Source organism: Nonomuraea guangzhouensis, from assembly GCF_019396345.1.
Lineage (GTDB): Bacteria > Actinomycetota > Actinomycetes > Streptosporangiales > Streptosporangiaceae > Nonomuraea > Nonomuraea guangzhouensis.
On record NZ_JAHKRM010000039.1, the window covers coordinates 65,982 to 83,649 of the forward strand.

The 17,668-nt window shown below is 67.0% G+C and carries 10 protein-coding genes; 3 read left to right on the forward strand and 7 right to left on the reverse strand.

The genetic code is table 11. From position 1 onward, the window contains the following. The first annotated feature begins 879 nt into the window (after positions 1 to 879). Entirely contained in the window at positions 880 to 2,106 is a 1,227-nt protein-coding gene (locus KME78_RS52890; RefSeq protein ID WP_219537629.1) for a hypothetical protein, read from the forward strand. On the opposite strand, the gene KME78_RS52895 is transcribed toward KME78_RS52890, so the two are convergent. Continuing rightward, positions 2,100 to 2,687, reverse strand: coding sequence for a hypothetical protein (locus tag KME78_RS52895; protein WP_219537630.1), 588 nt, complete (start codon positions 2,685 to 2,687; stop codon positions 2,100 to 2,102). The two genes, KME78_RS52890 and KME78_RS52895, sit on opposite strands and share 7 nt — an antisense overlap. Positions 2,688 to 3,054: 367 nt before the next feature. Here KME78_RS52895 and KME78_RS52900 point away from each other — a divergent pair, with 367 nt between their 5' ends. Then, positions 3,055 to 6,570, forward strand: a complete 3,516-nt coding sequence (locus tag KME78_RS52900) for an NB-ARC domain-containing protein (protein ID WP_219537631.1) — start codon at positions 3,055 to 3,057, stop codon at positions 6,568 to 6,570. 551 nt (positions 6,571 to 7,121) lie between these two features. Here the strand turns inward: KME78_RS52900 and KME78_RS52905 are convergent. Then, the gene (locus KME78_RS52905; RefSeq protein WP_219537632.1) at positions 7,122 to 8,288 is read right to left on the reverse strand and encodes a protein kinase family protein; all 1,167 of its coding nucleotides are present in this window, start codon (positions 8,286 to 8,288) and stop codon (positions 7,122 to 7,124) included. Positions 8,289 to 9,009: 721 nt separating this feature from the next. Between KME78_RS52905 and KME78_RS68300 the strand changes: the two genes are divergently transcribed. After that, complete coding sequence (locus KME78_RS68300) at positions 9,010 to 9,507, forward strand: nSTAND1 domain-containing NTPase (RefSeq protein ID WP_372455118.1); 498 nt, start codon at positions 9,010 to 9,012, stop codon at positions 9,505 to 9,507. Between the two features lie 902 nt (positions 9,508 to 10,409). Here the strand turns inward: KME78_RS68300 and KME78_RS52910 are convergent. The 5 genes from KME78_RS52910 to KME78_RS52930 form a co-directional block, all read right to left on the reverse strand. After that, on the reverse strand, positions 10,410 to 13,052 hold the full coding sequence (locus KME78_RS52910) for an outer membrane protein assembly factor BamB family protein (protein WP_219537633.1): 2,643 nt from the start codon (positions 13,050 to 13,052) through the stop codon (positions 10,410 to 10,412). A gap of 3 nt (positions 13,053 to 13,055) precedes the next feature. Then, positions 13,056 to 13,793 carry a hypothetical protein gene (locus KME78_RS52915; protein ID WP_219537634.1) on the reverse strand — a complete coding sequence of 246 codons (738 nt, stop codon included), beginning with the start codon at positions 13,791 to 13,793 and terminating at the stop codon, positions 13,056 to 13,058. A gap of 362 nt (positions 13,794 to 14,155) precedes the next feature. Then, positions 14,156 to 14,431, reverse strand: a complete 276-nt coding sequence (locus tag KME78_RS52920) for a hypothetical protein (RefSeq protein ID WP_219537635.1) — start codon at positions 14,429 to 14,431, stop codon at positions 14,156 to 14,158. A gap of 775 nt (positions 14,432 to 15,206) precedes the next feature. Further along, on the reverse strand, positions 15,207 to 17,300 hold the full coding sequence (locus KME78_RS52925) for an NACHT domain-containing protein (protein ID WP_219537636.1): 2,094 nt from the start codon (positions 17,298 to 17,300) through the stop codon (positions 15,207 to 15,209). A 107-nt stretch (positions 17,301 to 17,407) separates the two neighbouring features. Further along, positions 17,408 to 17,650 (reverse strand): hypothetical protein, encoded by a 243-nt coding sequence (locus tag KME78_RS52930; RefSeq protein ID WP_219537637.1) that lies wholly within the window; start codon positions 17,648 to 17,650, stop codon positions 17,408 to 17,410. Positions 17,651 to 17,668 lie beyond the last annotated feature (18 nt).

Consider the following 17,668-nt stretch of genomic DNA (forward strand, 5'->3'; position numbering starts at 1 on the left):
CGTCCTGCTGCTCATGCAGCAGGACGAGGACACTCTCGGCAAGCTCGACAGCCCGCGCGCGCTTCACACATGTACACGAGTGGCCGTGCCCGCGTGACAAGAAGCGACCAAACCGGTGACAGGTGATGACGAACTGCGAATTGCCACGAAACTGCCAGTGCCGGATTGCCACGAAGTGTCAGTAGGCTGGTCAGCGCGTTGTCGGTTCACGAAGTTCATCGCGGTAGCGCGGGCTTCCTGTCGGGAGACGATCGCCAGACGTTCGATTCATCGGGCATTCTCACACCTTTCGAAGTCGTTCGTTTACGGTAGAGGTTTTGAGACGTCCCGTTGCTGTCATTTGCGGCGAGATTTGCCATCTACTGACACGTGGTACTTATGCTCTGACATGTCGTTTTGCCATCTGATGTCAGAGAGCCGTGCCACGAATGTGTCAGCAGCGGCGTCGTTTAGGTGATCATCGATTCTCGAGAAGTCAGAAGCGTCAAGGGCGAAGCGAACGCCCCTCCAGGAAACCGATCGGCACGCGTCTTCGGGGTATTGCGGGTGAGGTCAATTGCTTTGAAGCCGCCTGCCTGCTGGACGATGCACGCGGCCAGCGCGGTCGTCTCGTCCAGGTAGCGGACCGCCCCCTTGCCGGTTGGTGTAGGTGTCCTGCCAATGGAGCGGCCGTTTGGGTTGGTGCGGGGTGACGGCTGCCAAGCGGCTCAGCTTTTCGTGGTCCTTGTCGTGCGTGTCCTGGTCGATGAGGACGATCGGCGCGTTCACGAGCGCGCGACTGACGTCGTCTGTCTCCATGCTCACCGGCGTCCGTCCGTCCGGCGTCCGTCCGTCCGGACCCCCTGCCCGGACAGGTCCAGAAGGCGGAGGGTCGTTGCCATGACCACGTCACATCCTGGCAAGGGCCGGCGTCGGTTGGTCGCCGACATACTGCCGGAGGTTGACCACTGCGCCAACTGGAACCGAGTACGGGCCCTCTACGACCAGCGCGCCCGGATCCTCGACAGCCGATCCGGACACGTCCCGGACGTGCTTGGAGAGGCCTTCGCCGACGCGGTTCTGCAGATCTCGTGGAGCTATACCGGGCGGGAGGAGCAGATGTGCGAGCACCTGCTTGCCGTCCTCGCCGACGTCACCCACCAAGAGATCCTCGACCTTGGCCTGTTCCGTGCGCACTACAACGACGACCGCGGGATCTCGGCCTCAAGATTCGACGGGACCTGTCGGCGGCAACCGTCGCTTTACGAGTCGATCGTGGAGACCTGCCGCCGGCTGCGCGACGCGCGGGCCCTGCGTGAGGCTCTTGTCGACACCCGGACGTCTGGCCTGCTCATCGGCTCCACGAGCTACGCCCCCTTTTGCAACGTCCGCGGCAACCGCCACGGGGCACCCGCATCAGACCTGGATTTCATCATCGCCATCGAGCGGTCAGAAGTCCTCGGCACGGTCGTTAACGCGCTGGCGGATCTGTCCCGCCTCTCGGCGCGAGACGTCGATCATCTCGCTCGCCGCGCCCACATCTTCGCCGACCACCTGGATGACGGAAGGACCGTGTTCAGCCAAAAGATCGCATTGTGGTCCGACGGCGCCTCGGACCCAACGCTGCCGCCTGCGGTCGCACCATCCGACTACCTGCTCAGCCTTCACTTCATGACCCCGTCCGTGCTGGAGCATGTGCTCGTGGCTTCGACACCTCGGCTGGCGAAAGACACGGTGGGCGCCCGTCGGACCGTTCGGGATTACCGGGAGGCGCCGCGGGCCCAGCAGGACCACGTGCGCACGTTCGCGGGGCAAAGCTACTACCTGAATCTGGACACCGTCCCCGTCGAGGGTGGCTGCTTGCGGTCGCCGAGGGTGTACCACATCGACCAGTTCGATGCCTACTGCCCAGGCTTCTACCAGATGATGCTCATTCCGCAACCGAGCGTGGCATGGGACAACCTCGGTGTTCAACCAGCTTTGAACGGGTTCCGCGCCAAGCTCACTGAGCGCGTGCGTTACGAGGCCGGGCGGCGCCCGTACGTGATGCTGCGTCCCAGCTTCGCCCACGTCCGTCGGGAGGCGTTCACCCCGCAGATCATCAGGCTTCTGGATGAGGGCTACTGAGGGGTCGAAATCCATGCCGCCAGGGGCGAAACGCAGGTATCGCCGGACCCACCGCCGAGCGCTGGTCGGCCGCCGATCTCGAAATCGCTGGCCAGGCCCAGCTCTTCCCGAGCGGCGAGCACGAACTCGCGCTCGGCGGACCACAACCGCTCGAACCGCGTCGGCGGGATGTCGTCGGCCTGGTGCGTCGCACGGTCGGCGGCAAGCAGCCGGGCGTGACGGATCATCGCGTTGGACGCCTGCACCACCTCGAGTCGTCCCGAGATGAGCCGCAATGCTGTCTTCGTAGCCTCCAGCCGTTCCTTGTACGCGCTGCCTCTCTCGTCAAAGAACGGCATGAGATCGTTCGGCGGCCCAGGACGGGGCACCGCGGTGATCTGCACGGTCGGCTGCAAGACATAGGCGACGTACTCGCGGAACGCGTTAAGAAAGCTGGTGTACGCGGCCAGCCGGATGTCGCGCCATTGGCGCTGGTGATCACGCCGCCACAGCCGGTCCTGACCTCGTATCGCCAGCCAGCCGCCGAGCACGACGGCGATCAATGTTGTCGCTGCTGTGACGCTGACCTGGGACGCGTTCACCGGGACCTCGCGGTGGTCGGCTGGACACAGAATGTTTCAAATCAGTATCACATTCGGTTGCTTGCTCGGGAAGAGCAGCGATCGCTCGCCGGCACCCAACTCACCCGCCAATCTGCGGATCGCCCAGCTCCGGAAGCACTGTGAGTCGCCGTACCAGGGCCGGCTTGCGCCTGTCCCTTGCGAGAATGTGCACTGGTCATGAGGGAGGGACCCTCCACTCTCGGAATGTGCCCGAGCGGTGTCCCGGACGGACGGACGTGATGCAGTGAGCACGGATACCGAGGACCCCCGTCGCGCACTCAGGGACGCGCTTCTCCTGCTGGGCAGCCACGGTCACCAAGACCGAGCGTTGTGCGAGGACCTCGGGGTGAAGAAGTCGACTCTTTCCGAGTGGAGGAAGGGCGGGACTCTGCCCGACACGACTCGCGAAGACGCGGACGGTCTGACGATCTTGGATCGTCTCGAACGGCTCCCGGATGAGGACGAGGTTCGGCGGGTGCTGCTCCCCGTTCTGCGCCGGGTTCGACAGCACGCCACAAGCAGCAGCCCTGCTCCCGGGCCTGCCAGACCCGCCCGCAGCGCCAGCCCTAGCGCCTTCAACCTCGACCACGTGCCGCGGTTACCTGAGGGCTTCGTACCCCGGGCAGTCGAGGGCCAGGCGCTGCTGGACCGCCTGCTCAACGTGAACGGCGGATCAGTCGCCCTGGCCTCGACCGCAGTGCGAGGAACCGGCGGGTTCGGCAAGACCACTTTGGCGGCCTGGGCGTGCCGGCAGGACCGGATCCAAGCGGCGTTCCCCGACGGTGTGGTGTGGATCGAAGTCGGGCAGGACCCAGACGAGCAGAAGCTTATTGCTCTGATCCGGCACGCGCTGGCCCAGATGAGGGTCGACACGGCAACGGTCGACGCCACAGTTGCGGCAGCGTCGCAGCGGCTCGTCGAGGCTTTAGCTGATCGGCGGGCGTTGATCGTGGTGGACGACGTGTGGAACCGCCACGACAAGGAGCTGTTCTCCCGCGGGGGCCCGCGCTGCGTCCGGCTCATCACCACTCGACAGGGCGATGTCGAGCAGGACTCGGTCAGAACCGTGGTGATCGGTCGCATGTCGGCACTGGAGGCGATGAACCTGCTTCGGTCCGGTCTGCCGGAAGCACCCAACGCCGACCTGCTGCCGCTGCATGAGCGCTGCGGCCGATGGCCCCTCGTGATCGCGCTGCTCAACAAGGTTTTAGGCAGCTCAGTCCGTGACCACGGTATGACGGTGCGCGACGCCGTCGCCGAGATCGCGGCGGAACTCGACCGCCGCGGCGGGCTGGAACAGCTGATCAAGGCCGCAGGTGACCGCGAGCATGACGCCGCAGCCTCGATAGGTCTAAGCATCGACTACCTTCGCCGTGTCCACCCTGGCCGCGACCCGCGCGACGGTGCTGAGGCAGTACGCCGCTTCGTCATGCTCGGTGCATTCCCGCCGGACACCCGCATCGATATTCACCAGCTAACACGGCTATGGGACTGCACTGCGATCGTGGCACGTACGCAATGCTCACGCTTCGCAGCCCAATCGCTGCTCGGCTCGCTGACCAGCGACGGTGTCACGCTGCACGACGTCATCCGCGACTTCCTGGTGGCGCAGTACCACCCGCAGCTCCGCGACGCGCATCGCCATCTCGTCGAGCAGTACCGCACCGTCCGCGGGTCGACAGGCTGGCATACGCTCACCGGCGACGACGCACGCTTCCTCGACGACTTGACCTACCACCTCGAAGGCGCGGAGCTGCCCGAGGAACTGTACGGGATCACCGCCGACCTACGATTCCTGGCCGAACGGACCCGCCGGTCTGGCCCAGCCGCACTAGTCACCGACTGCCGCCGCCGGGGCCCGGACGATCAGTACGGCCGCGAGCTAGCCGAGTTGGTGCGCAACGAGGCACACCTGCTGGTCGGACACGCTCGGCTTACCGACCTTGCTGCAACCCTGTACAGCCAGGCGCTAGCCCGTCCTGCCGTCGCCGGCCAGCTGCACCACTGCGACGCCACGCTCGCTGGTCTCCTCGCCGCAGCAGTACCCTTCCCCGATCTGCCCGATCCCCGGATGCGACGCGTGATCACCGGTCACACCACAGGCGTCACCGCCCTGGCCTGGCGGCCGGACGGCGGCCAACTCGCCAGCGGCGGCATCGACGCCCAGATCCTTGTGCACCGACCCGACACTGACGAACCTGCCCAGGAGTTAGCCCTCCTCAGAGAGGCCGTACACCACCTGGCCTGGAGCCCTGACCTGCTCACCCTGGCCGCGGCGACCGCCGATGGGCGCCTGATGGTGCTCGACCCGCAGGACGGCACGGTCCAGGCTGAACGACCCGGCAACGCGGAACGCGCCTGGCTAGCCTGGGCGCCCGAAGGTGGAAACCTTGCCATCGGCACCGATCACGGTATCGAGGTGTGGGACACGACGAGCAATGTGACGCGGCCACTCGCGAGCACTGCCTGCAGCACCCTCGCCTGGTCCCGGCACGGGCTGGCCGCAAGCGGACCAGACGGCCACCTGCTGCTGTGGGACTCTTCACCCGAATACCCAAGAACCATCGACACCAGCCTCAGCTTCGTCGTCTCGATCGCGTGGCATCCGCACCGACAGCTGATCGCCGCAGCCGGGGCGAAGGTAGCGATCATCGATCCGGACGGCACGAAACAAATCCTGGCCGACTCCGAATCGGTCGACGCCGTAGCCTGGACCCACGACGGGGCTTATCTTGCCGGCACAGCCTTCGGCGAACTGCTGATCTGGCACGCCCCTCAAGCACCACCGGACGAACCCTTCACCCTCCTCGACAGGATCACCATCAACGAGGTACAAGTTGAGTCGATAGCGGCCCACCCGCACCAGCCCCTCCTGGCTGTCGGCGCCGCCGGTGTGGTCCGCGTGTGGGACCTCGGCAAACGCCTGATCCAGCCGCACCGCGTCTACGTCAACGCGGTCCGCTGGTCGCCCGCCGGGAACCTCATCGCCGCAGGCACCGCCAACGGCGACGTGCTCTTCATCGACCTCCCGAACAATCCCATGGCGGCCGGCTCACCGGTTTCGGAGGCAAACGGCGACCACTCACCCGCTCACTCAGATGAGCTGCGGACGCTGACCTTCTCACCAGACGGACAACAAATGCTTTCCCTCAGCCACGACGGGCGCGTCGTCCTGTGGGACATGCGAACGCGCACTCCGGTCGGCAACCTCAAAGTGCCCGCGACCGGCCCGATCGCATGGCGCAACGACGGCGCACAAGTCGCGGTCGGCGTCGGCGAAGACGTTCTGCTGTGCAACCCGGAGAATTGGAGCGCTACCAAACGCGAGGAAGGCGACAGGGTCCGATCACTCGCTTTCGACCCCGCCGGGAAGCGAATGGCGATGGCTCTCAACGGCTCGGGGCTCGCCATCGTAGATCTAAGCGGCAACCCGCCCGATGTCCGATGGGAGGCAGACATAGGAGAGATCAACTCCATTGCGTGGTCACCTAACGGGAACCGGATAATCACCACCGGATCAGCGGGCGTCATCGCATGCTGGGAAACCGACGGCCGCCTGTTGTTCAAAAAGGAAGGGGATACATCATCGTTCCAACAGGCGGAGTTCTCCCCTGACGGGCACTACATCGTCGGCGTGACCGCCGAGGGTTCTGCTGTCCTTTGGGAGGCGGCCAGCGGACACCGCCGATGCCGCTTGGCAGTGGATGGACACCTGACCTCGTGCTCGTTCGGAACGTCCAGCAACCAGTTGGTGCTCGGCGGCGCCAATGGTTGGTATCTGTGCCGTATTTTCCCCGAAGAGCTTCATGACGGTGACAGCGACACCGGGGTTGGGGAGGATCCGCGCGGGATTAAACGGTAAGGCCGGAGATCGCTGAGCGCGATGCGGCAACCTACGCCTGCTTGAGTCTTGGCCGCCGCGGCCGAGTACGAACTCGAGCTGCGCGCCGAGCGCTAGGCCGACGATAACGATCGTCGTCATATCGTCCCGATCGTTATTGCCTGGAGCGTGGCCTTCAGCCCGAACGGCAAACTGCTGGCGAGCACCGGCCAATGTGCCTTACGTGCCTGACAAGGTTACATGGCTTTGACCTGCGAGAAGGCTCTAACAACCCTAGAGAACGATCGTCTCGATGGTTGCTGTAGTAATTCATCGCTTACGGAACGTTCAAGAGAATAGTTCGGCTGCGGTCTTGCAGGCCAACCGCTACGGCCGATGAACGTGGGCCCTACGGTGATGGTGGCGCATGCGGCCAAGGAACTGGGCATCCATGACACCACACTCGACAACTGGGTAACATACCCACCGCTGGGCCCGCGGCGCCGGCACGAGAGCCGGGTGAGCAGCAAAGCGAGCGGGAACTGGCGCTGGATTGAGATGACGGGTTGTCCCGTCCTCACCGGTACTCACCCTCAAGCGGATGTGTCCACCGACGGCGCGCTGAGTTGCTCGACGTCAGCGATCAGGTCACGGACCGTCTGGTATCGGCTCGCGAGGTCGTGCGCTGTGCACTTCTGCACGATGCGGCTCACCGCGTCGCCAGTCGTCGACAACGATTCGCGGCCGGTGAAGATGTACGACAACACCCAGCCAACGGCGTACATCTCGTTGAGGACTCCGTACTGCCGAAAGTCGTGCAGAAGCGGGTCGCGGATGGTGCCACGCATCTCCGTCTGGGTTCGGGTGAACGTTGACGACGGATCCTTGACCAGGCCGAAGTCCGATAGCTTAACCAGGACAGCGCCGCTCCTGTACACCTTCAGTAGCACGTTCTGAAGACTGATGTCGCGGTGCAGCAGAGGCTTGCTGTGCAGATAGCTGATGGCATACAGGAACTGCAGCGCAATCCGCTTACGCGACGCGAAGGGCAAGTTCTGGTTGCGCCGCGCAATGAACGATCTCAGAGTGGCGTCGCAGAACTCCATCCGGTACTCGTTGCGGGCGTCGTCGTACTGGTACACCTCGAGGATGTAGGGGTAACTCAGACGTTTCATTGTCTCGAACTCGTTCTTGAAACGGGTCAGGTCGCGGTTGCTGATTTCCTTCTTCGCGCGCTTGATCGCGAACTTGATGCCGTAGTCCGGGTCGATGTACGAATACACGATTGCGTACGATCCTTCTCCTTCCATCTTCAGGTTCACCGGCCTTCGGTCTTTCTTCAGCACGGTCGTCATCGCTGTCCGGACGAACACGGGCTCGTATCGCACCAGCACAATCGGCTCGAAGTCATCCGGGATGGTACTGCCGCCACTCATCGACAGCCACGGCAGGCACCGGTCGACGGCCTGCTGGTACCGATCGTCGAATCGCACATCGATACCGGAGGCCTTCAACGTCAGAAGGACCTGGCTCAGGTCGTCGGCCAGTGCGATCAGCTGTCGGCTGTTATCCGCCCAGTAGTGCCGGGTACTGCGGATCCTGCCGTTAATGCTCTCGAAGTGCTCGGTTAACTGTTCGTGGAAGTATGCGAACATGGATCCTAGTTCGGGGTCGTCGTACAGGCGAGTGAAGGCCCCCGACGGGTTGTGAGCGGCGTACTTCTCTTTGAAATCCGCCAGCATCAAATCCAAAGGTGTCATCGCCCACCTATCACTGGTTCACGTTCTCGCTTTACTTGCCGCCATGTCAGGACGTCCTGTGGCGCTGTCCAGCCGCGACCGGTATTCCGTGTAGGCCCGAACGCAGCGTTTCGCGATCTGGCTGGGGCCAGCGTACCTGCGCGGCGGGTGTTACCAGCCAGGCCGGGAGCGTGGCCCGTCACGGGCGAATCCAGAGGATGCAGGTGCCGGTTCCACGACAGGCTGTTCACGTTTTCCGCCAGCCAAGCGGCATCCCGTAGAGCAGGGCCAAGGAGTGATGAGCCGTCGTAATCTCCGAAAATCGGCCTGAGGTGGCGGACCCTCTGGCAGGCCGCCGAGCCCGTGCAGCGGTGTCGTCGGGTACGTACACCATCCGCTGCTTGTTTCTGGCTAGATCTAGTCGCCCTCGAGTCCCTTCGGGGTTCTTCAGGCTCTCTAGCCCCAGGGCCTGGGGCTATCTGTTGGCGCTCCGGTTTCTTCGGGTGCTGTAAGAGATGTCGGGGATTCTGATGGTCTATCGTCCTGGTCGTTCGTCTTGCTGCGAGGGTGAAGGCGAGGCGGCCAGAGTTGGCGCTCGCGGTAGAGGAGAATTTCCGAGTGGCGCGGGCGCCGGCCGCAGCGCGCCGCGGGATCACCGGGCCGGCCGCGACGGCCGGGCTGCGGGTTCAGGACGGCCTGGCCGAGCCGGTGATGCGCGACCTGATCGCCCACACCCCGGGCCATGACGGATGGGGCGCTGGGCGACGGTTCGGTGGTGTGGGTGCTGCCGCTACTGTCGGTGGCGATGGTGCGCACCTGGCAGCACCGCCACGACAGGCGTTTGACCCTGCCCGGCTACGACCGCTCCGGCGGCGTCGCCTCCGCCGTCGAGGACGTCTACAACCGCAAGTTGGGCCCGACAGCGGGAAGCCGTCCAACGGGGTTTGCTGGCGCTGACCCTCATCGGTGCCGACGGGCAGTGCGTGCGGCAGCGCGCGAGCATCCGTGTGCTGACCGCCCGCTGCGAGCCAGCCGAGTCCGAGGTGGCCCGCCACGTCGTGATGGCCTTCACATAGGCCCGGCTAATGGTGACCGGTTCCACATCACCCGCCTCCGCCAACGCACGCGTCAGCGCACCGGGCGCATCCGACTCGACCACGATGGGCAGCAGCGCGTCTTCCCCGGCGACGGTAGACCCTCCTGCGAGGCTCGCGGATCAGGCGGCGGTCGACTCCATTGAACTCGCCCACGACGTTCTGCTCAGCGCCTGGTCATGTTGGCCCGCTTCCAGAGGCCCGTACTGTGTGCCCAATTCGCTCATGCTGCGCTGGCGGAGCTCAGCAGCGACCGTACGCGGGGAATGCGCGGTGGCGTGGATCGGGTGGGAAGATGTGGCGTCTCGTGCCCGGGTCGGCCCGAGCACTGGCGCGTTACGGCGAAGGAACGACGATGGTGGCCTACGTGGACGAGACGGACGGCGCAGGCTGCGCTCGGGGTCAGGAAAACGGCCCGTTCCTTGTTGCCCTTGCCGCGCACGCGCGGCGAGGACCGGGCGGCATCGTAGTCGTCAAGGGCGAGCCGGGCCAGCTCGGCCCGGCGCAGGCCCGGTGGAGTAGAGGACCTCGATCATCGCGGCGTCGCGCAGGGCGAGCAGGCGCACCTCGGCGTACCGGGCCTCGTCCGGGGCGGGTACGTCGAGGTCGGCGTCGCAGGCGTCGGCAGTTATCTTGGGTTCTTGGGTCTTCTCACAGGTCAGGGAGATGCGATCTTGTCAGGCACGTAAGGCATATGCGCTGGCGTGCACGGCACGTTGCGGCGAACGTCTGTCTGGGCGTTCCGATCATGGTGATGCCCGGGGTCGCCTACTTGCTCAAGTGCTGGCGGGTGCGTCTGGCGTGTGTCGGATCGTAATGTACCGTCGTACGTGACCTTGTGATCGCATTGCCGTCGGATCACATGGGTGTGCACGACGTGGCGTCGGCCTGAGGTGAGCCCGACACCCGCTGATGGCCGGGAGTTTCGCGTCCGGCGTCCCCCAAGACCACGCCCGAGATCCCCTGTCTCGTCACCTCGGTCTCGGCCGCCCTTTTGTGCGTCTGGACCGCGATGGCGATGGTTGACACGGTGGCGAAGCCGCGCTGCTCACGGCCGAAGGGGTATCGCGTACACGATGCCGTTGGAGCTGCCGACGTACACCAGGCCGCCGGACACGACCGGCTCGCGCCCGATCTCGCCGCCGATCGGTGCTCTCCAGCGGATCGCCCCGGTGGCGGCGTCCAGCGCGAGCAGGCTGTCACCGTCGCCGCCGGTGTACACGGTGCCGCCTGCGACCGTGATCCCGTTACCGGCTTCGGCGCTGCGGCTCCACCGTTCCCGGCCGCTGGTGGCGTCCAGGGCGTGCAGCTTGCCGTCGGGGCCGCCGAGGTAGGCCAAGCCGCGTGCCACCGTGGGGGCCGTGACGTTGTAGAGCCGGTCGCCCGGTGCGCTGAAGGTCCACAACCGGCGGCCGGTAGACGCGTCGAGCGCGTAGGTCGTGCCGAGGCCGCCGGCGTAGATAGTGCCGTGGATGACGAGCGGACCGAAGGCGAGAGAGCCGAGCCGGGCCCGCCAGCGAGGCGCGCCGGTGGCCGCGTCGAGCGCGTGCACCACTCCGGACTCGGTGCCTGCGTGGACGAGCCCACCGGCCGCGACCACCGTCATCGGGTCCGATCGGCCGGCGATCCGCGACCGCCATCGCGCGCGGCCTGTGCGCGCGTCCACGGCGTAGACCGTGCCGTGGTCGCTGCCGCTGTAGACGACGCCCGCGGAGATGGACGTGGTGGCGCGCAAGGCGCCGCCGGCCTGGAACCGCCACAGCGTCCGGCCATCGGCAGCGTCCAGGGCGGCGATCGCGGAGTTACCGTCGTTCACGTGCACGCGTCCCGCCGCCACCATGAGTTCTCCCTGAGCGCCGAGCCGGCGGCTCCACCGGGCCCGGCCGGTGCTGGCGTCGAGGGCGACCACCCGGCCGTCGGACACCGCGACGTAGACCACCCCGCCGCTCACCACCGGCGCGGCCGCCACGTCGGACCCGAGCTGGTAGCTCCACCGCGGCCTGCCGGAGGCTGCCTCCAGCGCGTGGATCATGTCGTCGGCGCCGGCGTAGACAGTACCTCTGGACACAACCAGTTCGATGGGAAGAACGGCGTAGGTCGGACGGTTCCAGCCAGCCGACAGGAGAGGGGATGGGGCGAGGGGCTGGCGGTAGCGGGCCCGCAGGTTGTCCCGCAGGACGGGCGCGAGCAGGTGCAGCGCCTGGCGGGAGACGGATGTCAGCCGGACGACGACGGGGCCCACGACGACGAGCGTCATCCCCACGATGCCCGCCGGGTGCGATGTGACGAAGGAGAACACTTGCGCGCTGTCGGTTCCCGGGTCGAACGAGCTGCGGCTCTTCTCCTGGGCGACCTCGGCGGCGAACAGGGCGCGGGCCTCGGTGTTCGTCGCCGACACCCAGTCGAGGGAGAGCGAGACGGCGGGGCCGTCGCCTGCGGTGGAGACCCAGTCACACGCAGCGGGTCGTGGCAGCTTCGCCGGGCCCAGTGCTCGTGCGGACGGGACGGCGCGGTAGCCAGCGCCGAGGATCCGCAGGTCGTCTCCGCTCAGCAGCGAGCAGGCGTCCGGCCAGGCGCCAGGCGCCACCCCGCCCAGCACGGCGGCGGGTGTCAGCCGGCCAGGGTGCCGCCGGTAGGCGATGATCACCTCGGCCCCCTCCAGGGTGCTGTGGACGAAGGCCATGTCGCGGGTGACGCCAATGAGGTACGCCTCCTGGGCCGGCACGTCGAGCGGCAGCCCAGCCAGGCGGCCGGCCCGGAGGTCCACGGCGATGAGGAAGGCAGGCAGCGGCCACCCGCTGTGCAGCTCGAGCTCGCCGTTCGGGCCGGTGGCAGGGTACGAGCCGACATACAGCGGGCGGCTCCAGCCGGTCGCCGCGCCGGGGACGGGCAGGATACGGCCGTCCGCGTCGGTGAAGGCGTTGTCGTTGCCGACAGTGACGTGCGCATACCCATCCGTACCGGCGGTGAGGTCGAGAGGCACGTCGCCAGGAGTGTCATGGGACGGCAGCGAGCGCGTCCACACGCGCCGGAGCGTACGCGGATCCACCGCCGACAGGGCGACGTGGCCCCCCGCCAGGCAGTGGCTGAGCAGCAGCATCGACCACGCGGTGGCCGCGCCCTGCGTGACGCAGCCGCGTTCGGCCGACGCCTGGGCCGTGGTGGTCCCCGACCGCAGATCGACAGCGAACACGATGACAGGCTCGGCCTCGGTCCCGACGATCACGACGCTGTTCCCGGTCACCATGATCCGCGGCCCGCGGTAGACTCTGGTCTCCGGCTGCTGCGCCACGATCACCGTCCGTCGCCACAGACGGGCGCCGGTGGCCACGTCGTAGGCGGACAGCGCCTGGACGGGAGCCTCGTCCGAGCCGCGGGCCACCACCAGCGTCCCTGACGCCACCCACAGCCCCGTGACGGGTGTGGGAGACGCCGGATCGGTCGCGACGGAGCGGCGCAGCATGCCGGTACGCGGGTCCAGGAGGCTCACCGTTCCCCGCTCGCCCGGCAGGGCGAGTGCCACGTCGGAGACCGCCATGGTCGGCGTCCAGAGCCCGGCTGATTCGGCGGGAACAGCAGCGGGCAACGTCCATGCCCGGCGCCAGACCAGGTCCGGCGGCGCGGGGGCATCGGCCACGGCCACGGCACACACGGCCAGCAGCAGGGCCACCCCGATCACGGCGCCCCGCATCGCTCAGCACCTCTCCGCCGCTGGGCGATCCGCGCACACCTGCTTGTGCCGGACCGGCTGCCAGCCGCCCAGCGGAGACTCGTGGTATGAGGAGCGATAGGTCTTCGCGGACCCGGTGATCCTAATGGGTCGCCCGTCGGGCCCCTTCACGACGACCTGCTCGGTGCGCGCCTCGGCCAGCACGGTCGCCAGCAGGTCGAACTCGTAGAAGGCCTTGTCACCCTCAATCGCCATGCTTAAGGTGACCCGCTCGTCCCGTTTCAGATCAATCTGCTTGCTCCGGAAGTAGGCCACCTTCGGATCCCCGGCCATCCGGAAGCTGGGAGCCCGATCGTCGAGGTTGGCCGAGACCTGGATGGTGCCGGCCTCACCAGCGCTCGCAGGCATCAGCAGCGCGCCCCGCGACACCGGCTCCCGGGTCAGCACCCGCGGCTCAATGTCGACGATGCGCACGCTGCTGCGGTTGCCGACCAGCACGACGGTGAGGTCCACACCACCGACCGGAGCGACCCGGTGGCGGGCCAGCACCACCTCGCGCTCAGCGTCCGCGGCGCCGGCCTGCAGCACCGCCCGTTCCTGCGGATCGGTCACGGGCTCGCGCAGAGCGAGGTGGCGCAGGCCGGTGTCCACCGCCACGTACCCGATCGTCAGCGGACCCTGACCCGCGATACGACCGATGGTGTCCGAGCCGCGCGCGTTGTACCAATCGGTGAAGACGACGCCGGCCGCGGCGATGAGCACCGCGCTCAGGACACCCGCCAGCCACGCGCGGGGCCCCTTCCACCACCCGGCCCGCTCCTCGGGTGCCGGCTCACCATCCTGGCGAACGTCGTTGGCGGGGCGCCTGCCCCGGCGAGGTCCGGCCATCCGACGCCTCCCACCCCAGGCGACAACGGCTACACAGGAACCTTGGCCCACTCCCTCTGAAGGCGTCAACCGCGCCCGGCGCAGGCCAGGGAAATCCCTAGGGCCCGTGGGAGGAGCCGCCGAGAGATCCGTCGGGGTTCCGCAGGTAACGAACGTGCCTGACAACCCCAGATAACGTGTCAGGCACGTTCGTCGAGAGTCCACATGCCTCACATGCTTGACGCGTTTCCAGCACACTAGATAACAAGGAGAGCGCCGACCCGAGCCGGGGTGAGCTGCTCGCCGGCCGAGAGAGGGACCCCCTTGAACGGTCGGACGCCCGCGGCACGGTCGCATTCCTCGGCCGTGACCCGGCCCAGCCGCCACGCGATCTTGATCACCTGGCGCAGCGCGGTCAGGTGCTTGTTGCGGTAGGTAGGTGACCACGGGCGGTGCTCGCCGCTCCTGGGGTCAATAACGACCTGCTCGTCCAGGCGGGCGCGGACATAAACGGTGTGCTCGGCCCGCAGCACGTGCAGGGAAAGTCCCGCCCGGTTCGCGCGGAAGGATTCTTCTTCCCGGTCGCCGGGTCGATTCCGTAGATGTTGTCGCCGGCCTGGATGCGGGCGATCCGGTCCAGGCAACCTCTCATAGTCGCCTTCGACTCGGCGCTGTCGAGCTGGTCGAGGTAAGCGAGATAGGGGTTATGGTGCTGGTCGGCGCCGTCCGCCGTGCCGTCTACAGCAGCGGGCAGGCCCTCGGGTAGGGCGGTCGCGGGCAGCAGGCCACCCGCCGAGCCCGAGGCGGGCACCCAATGTCGCTCTGGAGTAGCAGTACTCACCTCCTCGCCTACCCTCACGGAACGTTGTCAGCCTTGCGGTGAGCGGTCAGTCACGTGGCATGACGGGCCGATATGGCGGAATGCCACCGACTGACGTGTGCTTTGTGTCTCTACATGCACTCTCGATATCCGATATCAGTGGAGCATGTCACGAAAGTGCCTGCGAAAGCGATTGGTCGAATCGGCGCATTGGTAGTTGGGCACGCCAACGCCGACCGTGGGCACCGACTTATGACCTCGGATGTTGGTTTGACGATTGACGATGCCATAAGCACGATGCGGAAGTTCAGGCGTACCGAGTTTGATGTCACCCCGGAGAGCGGCATTCCGGACGAGTCGGGTTCCCCATCCATAGGCGAGGGCCTTCTCCGGTGCGCGCGCTGCGCGACCCCACCGGCCCGCTGCCCCTACCCCGAGCCGGACGCCTGATGCTCCTGGCGGGCCGCTGTCAAAGCGGTGCGTTCTCCTCAATTCGCCGAAGTAGTGAAGTGGTCGTGGAGCGCGTCATGCCGGAACTCGTAGAACGGGCCGACCGCGCGCAGCACGCCCAGCCGGTGCATCTCGTCGTAGAACCTCATCACGCGAACCGGGTAGTCGCCCGACAGGGCCAGGAACAGGAACGTGATCCTGGAGGTCAGCCAGGCCTGCCGCGGCCGCTGTGCCGTCCCGGCCAGACCACCGACGATCAGCCCGAGTCCGAGGTCGCTCAACCAGTCCCACGGCCCAGGGAAGAAGGGCGCCACGAAGTCCACGGAGACACCCAGCAGGGCGCCCAAGGCCAGTGCGCCGATCAGGTGAAGCCAGAGCAGGGACCGGTTGTCCCGCCACGCCGACAGTGGGGTGAGAGCGTCGGCGAACTGGGGAAGTCGCTCCTCCGTCGCCTTCCCCTCGGTTAGCGGCGGATGCTTGCCCTGCACGAAGGCGAACCAGGTGATGAGCGTCATGGTGATGCCCACGAAAAGGCCTCCGGCGAGGCCCTGCATAATGGTGACCGCCGCCGCGAGCGGCAGGCTCATCGCGAGCGCGACGGGCATGACGTAGGCGCTGTGTTCGCGCAGCGTCGTGGTGATACGCCGGCCGAGCCGAAGGCGCGCGAAATCGGGCGTCTCGGAGGCGTTGACCATAGTCGCGAAGCCAAAGAAAAGACCCGCGGCCGGACCGAGCACGAGGTGGCCGCTCGGGGCGGCGCCCACGGTGACGGGCAGGCCGTAGACGAGCCCGGCAAGCAGAAAGACAAACCACCGGGGAGGCGTGCTCGGCACAGTCCGCCCCGAGTGGTCCGGCACCGGCTGGACGATCCGCCACCAGGCCACGTCCCGCGCTCCGGACGCCGAAGCACGCGCGGCGAGGCGTCCCAGCCACCGCCGTACCCGCTTGGCGTCCCAGGATGACGGAACCCGGCGGACCGCCGTCCCCGCGAGCTTCTGGGCGTGCAGCAACGCCTCGACCAGGTTGTCCATCAGGTGCTTGCGGAGCGCGGCGACATCGTCCCGGTAAACGGTCAGCAGCGGCGTCGGATCGCGATCGCGGTCGATGTACACCGACCGGATCAGCCACAGCCCCCATGCGGTCGAGGACACAGTCTCCAGGGCCCGCGCATTGCCCGCGGCCAGCGCGGACAACAGCGTGTCCCAGGGTTGGGGGCGGCGCGGAGGCAGGCACGTGGCGAGGTACTGCACCACGGTCGGCGCGGTCAACGCCATCGGAGCCACGACCGCGGCGGCCCTGACGGCTCGGCGCGCGTTCTTGACGGCTCCGGCGAATTCGGAGGTGCGCGAGGTGATGATCAACCGATCGTGCTTGTCCAGGGTTTGGCTCAACCGGTTGATGACTTTTGCCCGAGCCGGTTCTGGAAGCTCGTCCAGCCCGTCCAAAATGGGCAGGACATGGCGGCCCGACACCAGGATCCGCGCGGAGTCGCGGCCTTGGTCGGGCATTTTCGGAACCAGGAAGTCATTCCGCAGGCGGACCACGAGCCAGTCGTGCACGTTCGGATAGAGCTCGGTGTCCCAGTCGGCGATCTGCAGCAACACCGGCACCGGCTCGTCCGCCTCCCGCGTCTCGATCAGTTTGAGGAGGAGTTGAACGGCCAGCGTGGTCTTTCCCGTTCCCGCCCCGCCCGTGACGACCAGCCGATGCCGGCGCAGCCGGCGGAAGAACGAGGCCAGGACGGTGATCTCATCGGACCGTCCAATGAAGGAGAGCTCGCCCTCGGCGATCAGGTGGGGATGGTCCATGAGGTTGGGCCGGGTGGTGACATGCCAGGTGACGGGGATCGGCGGGTCGCCGAGAGAACGCTTCGTCATCTCGCTCCGCCAGAAACCACCCACCAACTCCGCCAGCCGCGCCTTGACCTGAGGCAGATCGGCGGCGGCCGGCGCCGAGTCACGGCCGGCCAGGAAGGTGACGTACCATCCCGCCAAGGCCAGCACCACCGCGAACGCGATCCACGGCGGGTTCCACACACCGTCGTTGGTCCAGAGATTGACCGCCGCGCTGAGGGCGACCGGGATGAGAATGCCCGCCATCCACAATGCGGCAGCTCGGAGCCGAGCGATCATGCCGTCATTTTGGCAGCCGGATTCGGGAAGGACACCGAAACGACGAACATGCGGGGCTCGGCGACGGCCGGCGCGCCGGGCCCCGATGCGGGCCCTGCGGTCTCCGCTCATCTGCCGCAGGCGGCGGTCAGGTTCGCGCCCGTTCTGGCGACGGTGAACACGCCGCCGAGTTCGCCGCTCTGCCGGACCCGGACGGAGACCTTGGTGAGGACGTCCCAGCGCCGCGGCGGCGCGATCGTCACCGTGGCGGTGGTCACGGACCAGGAGAAGTTCTTGAGGCCACAGGGGATCGTGGTCTCGCCGATACCTCTGCGCCTGCCGCCCTCCTGGATGACGCCAACCATGAGCATGCAGGTGTTGCCGAGGGT

Excerpts from the sequence above, each read along its gene's own strand:
- KME78_RS52890 (WP_219537629.1), top strand. The coding sequence starts at position 880 with ATGACCACGTCACATCCTGGCAAGGGCCGGCGTCGGTTGGTCGCCGAC.
- KME78_RS52905 (WP_219537632.1), bottom strand. The coding sequence starts at position 8,288 with ATGACACCTTTGGATTTGATGCTGGCGGATTTCAAAGAGAAGTACGCC.
- KME78_RS68300 (WP_372455118.1), top strand. The coding sequence starts at position 9,010 with ATGACGGATGGGGCGCTGGGCGACGGTTCGGTGGTGTGGGTGCTGCCG.
- KME78_RS52910 (WP_219537633.1), bottom strand. The coding sequence starts at position 13,052 with ATGCGGGGCGCCGTGATCGGGGTGGCCCTGCTGCTGGCCGTGTGTGCC.
- KME78_RS52925 (WP_219537636.1), bottom strand. The coding sequence starts at position 17,300 with ATGATCGCTCGGCTCCGAGCTGCCGCATTGTGGATGGCGGGCATTCTC.
- KME78_RS52930 (WP_219537637.1), bottom strand. The coding sequence starts at position 17,650 with ATGCTCATGGTTGGCGTCATCCAGGAGGGCGGCAGGCGCAGAGGTATC.